The organism is Sporosarcina sp. FSL W8-0480 (genome assembly GCF_037963765.1).
Lineage (GTDB): Bacteria > Bacillota > Bacilli > Bacillales_A > Planococcaceae > Sporosarcina.
This window is the reverse complement of record NZ_CP150166.1, coordinates 2981219-2993476: the sequence shown is the minus strand read 5'-3', so window position 1 is coordinate 2993476 and position 12258 is coordinate 2981219. Positions and strand designations below refer to the sequence as shown.

Annotated in this window: 10 protein-coding genes; 7 read left to right on the top strand and 3 right to left on the bottom strand. The window is 42.6% G+C overall.

What is annotated here, in order from left to right:
• Nucleotides 1-12: 12 nt before the first annotated feature.
• Complete coding sequence (locus tag NSQ43_RS15350; protein WP_339251599.1) at nucleotides 13-1212, top strand: hypothetical protein; 1200 nt, start codon at nucleotides 13-15, stop codon at nucleotides 1210-1212.
• Nucleotides 1213-1573: 361 nt separating this feature from the next.
• Here NSQ43_RS15350 and NSQ43_RS15345 read toward each other — a convergent pair whose 3' ends face one another.
• Nucleotides 1574-1858 carry a phospholipase gene (locus tag NSQ43_RS15345; protein ID WP_339251598.1) on the bottom strand — a complete coding sequence of 95 codons (285 nt, stop codon included), beginning with the start codon at nucleotides 1856-1858 and terminating at the stop codon, nucleotides 1574-1576.
• A gap of 743 nt (nucleotides 1859-2601) precedes the next feature.
• On the opposite strand from NSQ43_RS15345, the gene NSQ43_RS15340 reads away from it, so the two are divergent.
• From NSQ43_RS15340 to NSQ43_RS15315, 6 genes are all read left to right on the top strand, one after another.
• Nucleotides 2602-3243 carry a response regulator transcription factor gene (locus NSQ43_RS15340; protein ID WP_339251596.1) on the top strand — a complete coding sequence of 214 codons (642 nt, stop codon included), beginning with the start codon at nucleotides 2602-2604 and terminating at the stop codon, nucleotides 3241-3243.
• A gap of 313 nt (nucleotides 3244-3556) precedes the next feature.
• A complete protein-coding gene (locus NSQ43_RS15335; protein WP_339251594.1) occupies nucleotides 3557-4051 on the top strand; it encodes a hypothetical protein in 495 nt (164 codons plus the stop codon).
• Nucleotides 4052-4825, top strand: coding sequence for a hypothetical protein (locus NSQ43_RS15330; RefSeq protein WP_339251592.1), 774 nt, complete (start codon nucleotides 4052-4054; stop codon nucleotides 4823-4825).
• A 60-nt stretch (nucleotides 4826-4885) separates the two neighbouring features.
• A complete protein-coding gene (locus NSQ43_RS15325; protein ID WP_339251589.1) occupies nucleotides 4886-5554 on the top strand; it encodes a hypothetical protein in 669 nt (222 codons plus the stop codon).
• Entirely contained in the window at nucleotides 5551-6093 is a 543-nt protein-coding gene (lepB, locus tag NSQ43_RS15320; protein WP_339251588.1) for a signal peptidase I, read from the top strand. The genes NSQ43_RS15325 and lepB overlap by 4 nt, the downstream gene beginning before the upstream one ends.
• A gap of 136 nt (nucleotides 6094-6229) precedes the next feature.
• Nucleotides 6230-10594, top strand: a complete 4365-nt coding sequence (locus NSQ43_RS15315; protein ID WP_339251586.1) for a S8 family serine peptidase — start codon at nucleotides 6230-6232, stop codon at nucleotides 10592-10594.
• A 56-nt stretch (nucleotides 10595-10650) separates the two neighbouring features.
• Here NSQ43_RS15315 and NSQ43_RS15310 read toward each other — a convergent pair whose 3' ends face one another.
• The gene (locus tag NSQ43_RS15310) at nucleotides 10651-11271 is read right to left on the bottom strand and encodes a hypothetical protein (RefSeq protein WP_339251585.1); all 621 of its coding nucleotides are present in this window, start codon (nucleotides 11269-11271) and stop codon (nucleotides 10651-10653) included.
• Nucleotides 11272-11474: 203 nt separating this feature from the next.
• The gene (locus NSQ43_RS15305; protein ID WP_339251584.1) at nucleotides 11475-12191 is read right to left on the bottom strand and encodes a 3-ketoacyl-ACP reductase; all 717 of its coding nucleotides are present in this window, start codon (nucleotides 12189-12191) and stop codon (nucleotides 11475-11477) included.
• Nucleotides 12192-12258: the final 67 nt, after the last annotated feature.

Below are 12258 nucleotides of genomic sequence, written 5' to 3'. Positions count from 1 at the left end.
AATGAAAGGTGGGTGACTGCAATTATGCTTCCTGGAATTACTTTTCGCGGTTTGCAGGGAATAGTGGGCTTGGTGTTGATTGCTTTAATCGTTGCGGGGTGTAGTGAGAAAGCACCGATTTCGCTTCCTGAGAATGAAGTTATAGATGAAGGGGTTTCTGAACCGGAAGTTGATATGAATGAAGAAGTTGGTGTTTTCATTTCAATAGAGGCGGCGAAGGAGCATGCGATTGCAACTACAGTAGTTCGGTCGGGTGAAGCGGTTGGGGATGTATATTTGATCGAAACCGAAACGTTGTCTTCCGTTATTGGAAAAAATCAGCTTGCTGACGGAGGTTCGTACACTATATTCTTGGCGAAAGAAGGTGCTGAGGAAGCTGAGATGCAATTACAGATTGATGGTTTGTTGACTAATTTTGAAGAATCGCTTGGTACGTACACGTTGGGGGAGTATACAATCTTTAGCTTGGCCCGGAAGGAGAGTCCAAAGCTGAATTTAATTACAGCATGGGTTTATGACGGTGAAAGATTGAAAGAGATTCAATTTGATGGAAAAGGTGATGTGGAGGCCTCGACTCCAACGTTTAGGGCAATCGAAGATGGTTATTTGCAAATATATTTGGATTCGGAAGACACGATGGATGCTGTTCCCGGATGGACGTTTACAACATGGAAATGGCATCCTGAAAAATTGAGTTTTGCTTTCCACTTTGAAAGAACCTATACCGATCAGGAGGAATTCGGGTTGGCGTCAGGAGAATATTTGGTGGGCAAGTGGCATGAATATCAGCATTTCTACCTCGCTTTTCCGCAGTACACTTTTACAGAACAATCTAAAGCTTTATTGTCAGAAGGCATGTTTATCAATCAGAATGTGCAACTTGGGCAACCGATCGACAAGTTGCTGCAGGAAAGAGATGACTGGGTTGTCCATGATTACTATGAGGGCGGTCCTTACTATGAATTTCCAGGCGGATATACGTACTTTTATAATGAAGGGACGCAGGATGTTTCATTCATAGTTGTATCTAAAATGGCATTGACCAATTCGACGGAAGAGCTAAGAACACTATTGGGGAAGCCGGAGAAGAAAGTGTTCGATGATATTTTCAACGAATATATCGAGTATTATACATTTGGCGAGTACCGACTATTAATATTCTCTACTATAGAAGATGAAATGAAATCCCTGTGGTTGTCGAGTAAGCAGTGATTTTTCATGTGTTTGTTTTGATTCGTTGTGCAATACGGACAACTTAGTCGAAAATATGACAAATGTAAGCGCTTTGTCCTTGACTGATTTGTGAACAACCTCTTTCTTATCTTTTTGTTTTGGGAAAAACAGAGTAACATAGGCATTAGAAGAGGCGATTCGCCAAACAAAACCAAAACAAAAGGAGAATGCATCATGTGGGTTATCACTGTTTTTGAACAAAAAAGTATTCGGATGTTCGAATTCGCAACAAAAGTTGAAGCGAAAAACATTCTGTGGAGATTCCCTACTGCTGTCCTTTCGTATACAAACTAAAAAAATAATCTGCCCCCGGTTGAAAAATTCATCCGGGGGTTTTCTATTATCTCCGCCAACAAGTGAATTTGGATTGGGCAAGCATATAGCGATAAAGCGTCCTTGCGTGCCGGCCTTCCAAGTTATCAAGGTCAATATATTGTTCCAGTCGATCGAGAAATTCCAAATCACATTCACAGCGGCTTTTATGCGAAAGATAGCATAAGTCATGTGCCTTGCATGCCGCATCCACAGCATTTACCGGGGCGCCCGGACCACTACAACCGGGACCGCACCAGGTATAGCCGGGAAATACACAGAGTCTTGGGCTTCGAAATCTTCTACGTCTCATAATGAAATTGTCCCCTCCGTTTAAAATTCTCTTACTATATTTTATTCAAATAGGCTTAAAGTACCTGTGTGGAGGTGGAGGAAAGTGTAAAAGAGTTTTGTAAAGGTGCCTGTGCAAGAAACTATTCTGACTATGCACTACAATTGCATAAAAAGTAAACATGGAACTCAATCGTTATAGTGTTTTACCTGATCCAACTTGAATGAATATTAGTCCTGTTGAATTGTCATAAATGTGCCGTGCACAGGTACCTTCATAGTATGTTCCGTGTCAAAAGGCCTATTATAGTTTCTTTTTTCCTTAGAGTTCCAATTAGAGCGCTGTGGAAGGCTGTTTTCAAGGGGTGGTGGCATGGATGTGACATGTGTAGGTGTTGGGGGATAAGGCGAAATATGTAGTTCTGTTTAGTGGAGAGGGAAATTGGAATTAGTGAGGGGTGGCTAAAACAGTTATAAAGAATGAATACTTTAAATAGTTAGAAACCTATATTGCCAGTTTTTCTGCAGTTCATTACAATAGAGGAAGAAGATGGTTTTTATATCCATAACCATATGACACCTCAGAATTTACCTCAATCCATGAAATAATTCCACTCACTATTTTATCTCCATACTGTCACGTGCAAGTCTATTACCGTTCACTACCGTCCCTAAATTGGCGACGGAAGCTACTTAGTATAGTTTTTCAACGACGATTAACAATAGAAATCATCTTAATAAATGATAGAGAGAGGTTGTCGTTATATGAATGTGATACTTGTCGATGATCATCCGTTAATAAGAAAAGGACTTTTTTCAATTCTTGTCGGTGAAGAAGGGTTGAATATTGTAGGGGAAGCCTCGAATCGGAGGGAAGCTTTAGCCATCCTAAGGTCGAAGGAACCTGATATTGCTATTGTAGATTTATATTTGGGCGGCGAAAGTGGATTGGATTTGATTGCCGAGGCGAAAAGCCAAGGGTCGGTATGCAAATTTATCGTACTGTCCTCTTCGCCAAGTAAAGATAATTTTATGACGGCGAAGAGGTTGGGGGTTTCCGGATTTCTATTGAAGGAATCAGTGCTTGAAGAATTGGTACATGCCTTAAGGATGATTCGTAATGGCAGGAATTATTATGATCAAAGAATCCTTGAGGTTATTTTGAAATCCCAAAGTTCCTATTTAACAAGGGGGGAGTTTGAAACTCTGACTCCAAAGGAAACGGAAGTGTTGATAGAACTTGGTAAAGGTCTATCGAATAAAGAAATCTCCGAGGTGCTATCCGTAACAGAATACACTGTTAAAAAACATGTTAGCCAAGTTTTAGCGAAGTTGAACTTAGGGGATCGAACCCAGGCGGCTTTATATGCAAATGCAAAAGGGTTAGTTCGTTACACAGTTACTTAATTATAATAAATTAAATACAAAATGCCAGATCCTGTTTTATAGGGTCTGGCATTTTTCGCTTTACAAGCAGCCCCCCAATTATAATCAGTACACTTTTGTATACCAATGGAGACAAAAGTGGTAGGTCGTCTTACATCTATGTCTAACAAGACGTATCAAAAGTATAGTGGCAAAAGTAGACGGAATAGGGGCGAGAAGAAAAACACTCGCTTTTATACTTAGGAATAGATGGAAAAGTATATCTTTTCTAAACACAGCGTGCGTTCAGCGGAATGAAAGGTGCTTCTCCGAAAATAGTAGGGGGTAGGTGATCGTGAGAAAGTTTGTCATTTTAATAGCAATGTGTTGTTTTCTTTTAATGGGTACCTCGATAGTTGCCCAATCCAAGCAAGGAATCGCTTTTTCGGACTGGTATCGGCTTCAACTTCATTTACTTTCCAACCAAATAAGTGAAGAAATGAAAACCTCACTTACAACTTTTAAGGACTCCATAAACACCTATCAAGATCAGTTGATTAAAAGATTGGAAAGTCAACTTGTGGATTACGTTTTAAATGCCTCTAAGGATGCTGATCAAAGTATCAAAAAGTATAAAAACGTCCATCTTCAGCAGTTGGATGAAACAAAAGAATCTCTTATAGAAAAGGACTTAGTAGAAATTGAAGTAGAGATTGAAAAACGACATGTAGAGATCGATCGTCGTACATTCGATATTTTATCGGAACTCCTTTCCGACTATGGTTTTGACGGAAGCACTAACCATGTGAAGTTTGAAAATGATCATAACAAAACTGAGGAGGATTATTAAATGAAGATGACATTTAAAAAGAAAATCGTTGCAGGAACAATTTCGGCTGGACTGCTATCTGGTGTGGGTCTTGCATTTGCGAACACGGATGCCGGTGGTGCGTTGAAATCTTGGTATAGCGGCGTTTTTAATGGTGCGCAAGCTTCAATCGCACAAGAAGCAGATCTGTATTCTGATGAAGAGTTTGGTAGTTTGGATGAAATGTTTGAAGGATTGAGAGCTGGCGCAGAATTTGACGTTGAATTTACAAGGGATCGTGAAATTGGGAGAGCATCCTCCGCTATTGAAAGCGCAAGGGATTCCCATATTAACTCGTTAGGAGAAGCCGGGGCTGAAATCCTTGCGGGTATGGACCTTGCTTTTAATAATATTTACCAGGAGGGATGGCTGCAAATACAAGCTGCCGGGGCTGAGGCAACACAGATTGCATCCGCCGATATGACGACATTTGCAGAAGATACGGGAGCGGCTGCCATCGAAGAATTGACCTATCAATTGGATGCTGTTAAATCTGACGCACTTGCTGGGCTTGAAGAGGCAATTGTAGCTGCAAAGGCCGCGATTATGGAAGAGTTGGAAAATGAAACGACTATTACTGTTAATAACTTGAAAACTGCAGTCGATTTCAAAGTCAATGAAGTATATAACCAAGTTGGTGATATTTTAGATGACTTAGTGGCGGCACAAGAAGCTTTGATCGAAGCAAAAGCATTGGAACTTGAAGATGAAGCAAAAGCTGCAATGGATGCGCTTCTTTCGGACATGAATGACTAATTCGTAGTTGCATAGGGCCTGCTAAACGCCGGCCCTACAATTTTATCTGGAGGTTGTGCTGTGGATAAAAAAAGAAGGAGTAAAATGCCAAAGTATAAGTTCCTAATTGGAGCTGTTCTTTTAACCGGAATCATTGGAAGTAGTGTATCGATCACATTTGCCAATCAAGATATCCAATCATTATTGGTGAATTGGTTTGATACACAAAGGGGGCACGCGATTGTTGAGATCAAGGAAGCAATCGATTCGGAACAGGAGATTCAAACGGAACGCTTAAAAGAAGAGCTGCATTCGGAAATTCAAATGGCTATTGAACGACTTAAAGCTTTTACGATGGAAGAAAAGGAAAAACGAACAAGTGAATTACGGCGTTATGCCGATGAATTAATCGATGGATTTACTATCGACAACTCTGAAACTGAAAATAGTGTAAGAGATGAACTGGAGAGTATTTTCCAAGCAGCGGTGAATGAGATGAACCGGGTAGTGAATGAGGGTGATCAAAGCCTACTGCCGAATGAGGAACCTGAAATTCCCGAAGCGGAGGACCCGATGGAAGAGCCTGAATCTCCGGAAACGGACGACCCGGGGGAAGAGCCGGAAACTGAAACAAATCCGGATTCAGACCCAAATCCAGATCCAAATCCAGACCCAAATCCAGATCCAAATCCAGATCCAAATCCAACCCGAGGCCCGGATTATGATGAAAGGAAAAGTGATGCGGAATGAATGTAAATGAACTGACAGCAAAAACAGTCGAAGCTACGAAAGAGAAGAAAAAATCAGATGACAGTGTACTCAGTTGGGTGAAGTTCATTTTGCTCATCATTGGTCTATTTCTTGTATTCCGATTTGCAATTGGCATTACCGTCATAAGCGGAAACTCGATGGCCCCGACACTCGGAAACAAGGATGTTATTGTGACGAATAATCTGCTTTTTACACCTGATATAGATGATATCGTTCAATTTCGTGATGTACATGGCTTTGATGCCATTAAACGCATAATCGCTTTACCGAATGACACTGTTGAGATTGTGGACGGAGTCGTGTATGTGAATGGCGACAAGGTGAAAGAAGTTTACTCCATCGGTTTCCCGAATGATATGGATTTAGTGACGGTAGCGGAAAATTCCTATTTTGTAATTGGAGACAATCGGACTCCCGGTGAGAGTTTGGATAGTAGAAACAGTGAATTCGGTTTCCTACCAAAAGAACGGATTAAAGGTAAGCTTTTATTCTCACTTTTTCCGTTAGGTTTTAAATAAATCAAACTTGTATGGTGACTGAAACAACCAGATATAGCAATTCTCCGCCATAAATACCCGGAATTAAAAGGAGGGATAGGGTTTTACCTTTTACATTAAAGAAATGTGTTCTTTATAAAAAAAGGAGGAATGAAATTTGAGGACGAAACGTGCTCGAAGTCAAAGAAGAATCTTTAGTATTGTAACGGCGTTTTTAATGGTGCTCTCCATTTTATCGCCGGGCATGGCAACAGCGGAGCAAAAGAACAGACTTCATCAATCGGTCAGAGATTCTGCTGTTTCCCTTACTACTACTGAATCTAAAATCAGCAATTTCCTATTGGAAGATTTTAAGGACGAGGAAACAGTTACATTCTTAGTTAAATTCAAAGAAAAAGCAGATACAACGAAGGTCGCTGAACAGGCTAGACAAGATGCAAACAAAGCTCGTCTTTCAGCAGCGACAACAGAGTTGATGGTGAGGTCTGCAGTCGTGTCCGAACTGAAAGCTACTTCACTTGAAACACAGCAGAACGTTAAGGACTTTGTAGAAAGCCTTATGGCAACGGGAGAAGTAAAAGACATGACCTCTTACTATATAGTAAATGGTATGGCCGTTACTGCAACGAAGGAAATTGCTGAGAAAATCGCAAGTTTCCCTGAAGTTGAAAAAATTCTTCCGAACGAAACACGTGAATTAACTGCAGCAACGAAGACGGAAAATGCGGTTGCTCCTGCTTCAGGCCTTGCGAACGTGGAATGGAACGTTCAACGTGTGAATGCGCCAGACGTTTGGGCAATGGGCATTGATGGTTCCGGGACAGTTGTTGCGAGTCTTGACTCAGGTGTTCAATGGGATCATCCAGCATTGAAAGAAAAATATCGTGGCTATGATGCAGCTACTGGCGAAGTAAGCCATAAATATAACTTCTTCGATGCAACTCGCGCTGGTCGCGAAGCAGCTTACGATGACCACGGACATGGAACGCATGTCACTGGAACAATGGTCGGAAGCGAGCCGGACGGTTCCAATCAAATCGGAGTTGCTCCAGGCGCGAAGTGGATTGCAGCTAAAGTATTCGATGCGGCAGGTAGTACATCTGATGCGATTTTATTAGCTGCAGCACAATGGATTTTAGCTCCGCATGATGGAAATGGAAACGTTCGCGTTGACCTTGCTCCGGACGTTGTAAATAACTCATGGGGCGGCGGACGTGGTCTTGACGAGTGGTATCGTGATGTCGTTATTAACTGGAGAAACGCAGAAATTTTCCCTGAGTTCTCTGCCGGTAATACAACATTAACGAATCCAGGCGGACCTGGTTCAATCGCAGTGCCAGCTAACTATCCTGAATCATTTGCAACTGGTGCATCTGATATCAACAACAAGGTAGCAAGCTTCTCTTTACGCGGTCCATCGCCATATGGGGAAGTTAAGCCTGATATCATTGCTCCAGGAGTGAACATTCGCTCCTCGGTACCGGGAAGCGGCTATGAAGGTGGATGGAATGGAACTTCGATGTCCGGACCTGCAGTAGCAGCTGTTGCAGCATTGCTTCGCCAAGCGAATGCTACGATCACTGTTGACGAGATGGAGCTAATTTTGACAAGCACTGCAGTTCCGTTGACAGATAGCCAGTATCCGACAGTTCCAAACAATGCGTATGGACACGGACTTGTTGACGCATACGCGGCTGTATCGACTATCGCAAGTGGACTTGGAACACTTAAAGGCCAAGTTACACAAAATGGTGAAGATACTGAAGCACCAGAGTATGAGCACACTGCACCTGTAGAGACATACGCTAACATGGATTTTGATCTAACAATCCAAGTGAGCGACAACATCAGTGTTTCTTCTGTTAATTTCCAATACCTAGATGCAGATGGTGCTTGGCAAACGGCGGAAGCTACACGCAAATCCGGAGACTATAAGTCCGGTGTGTACGGTGTGACGGTTGCTGGCGACACTGTTGCAGGCAACGAATTCAAGTATAAATTTACAATTAATGATTTCGGTAACAATGAAGTGACAACTGAGGAGTATACGGTTGCTGTTAAGCAAGGTATCACAGTTGGCTATTTCGAGAATTTTGAACAAACTCCGATCGGTTGGGAATCATTTGGAGCGAATGATAGTTGGGAGTGGGGAGTACCTACATCAGGACCAGGCAATGCCGTTTCCGGTGAAAAGGTATACGCTACTAACCTATCAGGCGATTACATGAGCAATATGAATGCAACACTTGTCATGCCTCCTGTTGATTTGCCAGAAGGAAATTCCTACTTGCAGTTTAAGCAATGGCATAACTTCGAGCAATCCACTGTGAGTGGAAGAGCTTGGGATTATGGGCATATTGTCATTTCGACTGACAGAGTTCAATGGACACAACTTCAGCAAATCGTAGGAATCTCAGATGGCTGGGTTGATGGCCAGGTTGACCTTTCTGAATATAGCGGTCAACGCGTCTATATCGGCTTTAATGCATTTTCTGATGGAAGTGTCGTACGACCAGGTTGGTATATCGATGATGTAGCATTAACTGATGTTGCACAACCTGCAACTGCTACAATCGGTATGGCTAAGCCGGCGGTGAAATTGACAGACGCTGAGCTTGAGGCAGAGAAAGAAAAAGAAGCAACTGAAACACCAATGGATCCAAAAGATCTTGTAGTTGATATGACGAAAGAGGAAGTTGTTGCTTCGGCTCCGGCTACGGAAATGAAAAACAATCTTTCAGCATTGCCATTGGGTGCGAAAGTGACAGTTCTTGAAAACAATCGTACTGCCACTACAAATCCGGCAGATGGATCATACACAATGACGCTTGGCGAAGGAACTTACACTGTGAAAGCAGAAGCGTATGGATTCCAATCTGCTGCACAAACAGTCACAATCAGTGACGGGCAAACAACTACTGCTAACTTCACATTGGAGGAAAATTCGAAAGGGACGGTAACTGGTAAAGTTACTGACGCTGATGGAATTCCAGTTGAAGGTGCAGTCATCATGTTGATTGAAGATGCGAATATCACTCCTGTCGAGTCTAACGCTGACGGAAGCTATTCGATTACTGCATACTCCGGTGAGTATACGATGAAGATCATTGCAAGAGGGTTCCATAGTAAGGAAGAGTCTATTACTATCGGATCCAACGGTCTCGTCAAAGATATTATTCTTGAGCCATTCTTCACATATCCTGGCGGGGTAATTGGATATGACGATGGTACAGCAGACAATGCTCGTGCATTCTATGACGCTGGAAATGGCTGGGCTGTCAAGATGTCGCTTCCGGAAGGTAAGAATTCCGGTATCGTATCCGAAGGTATTTTCCATTTCTGGACTGCTGAATGGCCAGTACCAGGTGGAACAAAATTCGCAGTTGAAGTTTGGGATGCGAAAGGTGTAGATGGAGCACCGGGCAAGAAGCTTGCAGGTCCAATCGATGCGAATGCTAAACGGGATGGCAGCTGGACTGTCGTCGACCTAGCGGAGCACAACATCGCGGTTGACGGTGATTTCTACATGGTTTACATCCAAACTCAAATTAACACGGCATCACCTGGACTGGCTACGGATGAGGACGGTCCGAATGCTAAGAGAAGCTATCAGTACGTTGGCGGCGCATGGTCTCCTTCACCTGAGGCAGAAGGAAACTATATGATCCGTGCACGTGTAAACTATGAAGTAGATGGTCCTTCAATCACAACTTTAGGCACAGTAACAAACGATGCAAATGTTGTAATTGAAGGTAAAGCATCTCCAACAACAATGATCAATTTGAAGAACAACGGTAAAGACGCTGGTTCCGTCACAATCGGAGAAGATGGCGCATTTGCTTTCCCGGTAGTTCTGACTGAAGGTCAAAACGTATTTACCGCCGTTTCTACTCAAAATGGCAGAGTGACAGGCGAATCAGCACCGGTTACGTTTGTATTGGATACGAAGAAACCTGTATTGTCCATCACAAGCCCGAAAACTGGTACTAAAACGAAGAGTGAAGTTGCAACTGTTACAGGTAAAGTTTCAGACGCCAACTTAGCTACAGTAACTGTCAATGGACAGAAGGCAAACGTTGCTGCTAATGGAACTTACTCAACTCGTATTCTTCTTGACGATGGTGAGAACGTCATTACTGTAGTTGCGAAAGACGCTGCAGGAAACGAAGAAACGAAATCTGTAACTGTTTTCGCGAAATTCTCAGACCTTGAAATATCTAACCTAACTCCGGCAACGGATCTTCATGTTGGGGTTGGTCAAACAGTGAAAATCGAGTTTGATAGCGAAGCAGGATTAGCTGCAACATTCGCCATCCACATGCCACTTACAAACCTTGGCATGACAGCAAACGCGATTGAACTGCCGATCAGAGAAGTGAGCCCAGGCCACTACGTAGGCTACTGGACTGTTCCATCCGGCGTAGTTGCAGCTGGTGCTCGCATCGAAGTAAAAGTGAAAGACATTTACGGTAATGAAACAAGAGCATTCGCTGGTGGGAAATTGTACATCAATGTACAGTGATGCATTGTAATGAAGAAGCCGATCTGGTCAATGACCGATCGGCTTCTTTTTATCGATTAATCCACTTTCTCCGCTGACTTCAGTTCATTGAAAGTGAATTCCTCACCGTCTTTGAAACTGAATACTGTCTTGATAAGACCCACTTCAGGGGCATAGTAATTGATCGTTTTTCCTTCTTTGTCGCCAGGAATAATGCTTGTGATTTCAATCACTTCATTATATTTACCTGCAGGAACTTCCATTGTAAGGTTAGTCGCTGTCATCATACCGACAGATTGATGCACATCGTTCTTGTCCCATTTCGGTTGATTCGCAATTTCCAAAACGGCTGTTTCCTCACTCTTCATACTATTGATTATGTAGATGAGCTTAACTTCTTCAGAACTAACTTCATATTCCTTTATCGACTTTGTATTACTTCCACTTTGTTCATGAATGTAAATCGATTCTGAGCCGTCCGAGTTAGATGCCAAATTCACTGAATCGGCTAATTCCGCCGTTTGCCCCTCGGTATCATATTGGATATACACCCGGCTCATGCCAATAGGCGGAAAATACTTGGATACATCGATTGCTTCGGCCGTTTTTGTATCTACCGTTTTATTATCCGATGAGCAGCCGCTGAGGATAAACACGAAAGCAAGCAGGGCAGCCATGAATACTAGTTGTTTTTTCAAATTCAATCCCCCTTTTCCATTCTTTATTCTAACATTGAGAAAGAAGGATGAACATACTTTTCGGACTTATAGTGCAATTAACATTAAAAAGTTTCATTGGTTAGATTACGTCTACGGGAAGTCATGCGCATTCCATGGGAGATCTTAAAGTTTCAATCAGCGCCAAACAAAAAAAGACCCATTCAGGGTCTTTTTCCAGTAAATTAAGGATTTGTCGACCAAAGTCCAGCAGACTTCAGTACGATCCGTGGGTGCAGCTTCAATTGTGCGACCATTACTTCTGCAAGGTCTTCCGGTTGCATGACTTTCTCAGGATTTCCATCAGTGAGGTTCTCTTCGAACGCCAAGTCGGTTGCCACTGTACTTGGTGTCAATGCAGTCACACGGATGTTGTGTTTTCTGACTTCAAGCATAAGTGATTCTGTAAGTCCTAAAACACCAAATTTCGAAGCACTGTATGCACTTGTTACAGGTGCGCCTTTTTGTCCTGCGGTTGAAGAGATATTGATGATATCGCCTGTTTGTCGTTCAATCATTTCTGGCAGCACTGCGCGTGTGACGTAGTACATGCCCATCAGGTTTACATCGATTATTTGCTTGAATTCCTCAGGAGGGAGTTCAAGGAACTTGCCAAATTTACCGATTCCGGCGTTATTAATTAAAATATCAATTGGCCCTAATTCCGATTTTACTTGTTCGACAGCAGCGATTACGGATTCATTGTCAGACACGTCTGCAGCCGCAAACGAAACTTTCACACCATATTCAGTAAGTTCTTCAGCGACCTTTTCAAGGTTGGCAGCCGTTTTCCCGATTAGTCCTACGTTTATGCCTTCCTTAGCGAAAGCTATTGCTGTTGCACGGCCGATTCCTCGCCCAGCTCCTGTGATAATCGCATTTTTGCCAGATATATTTTGCATAATCAAAACTCCTTTCATTACATTGACATGTAGTATATCAAACAGCCGCACTTCATCCTATAGAAAC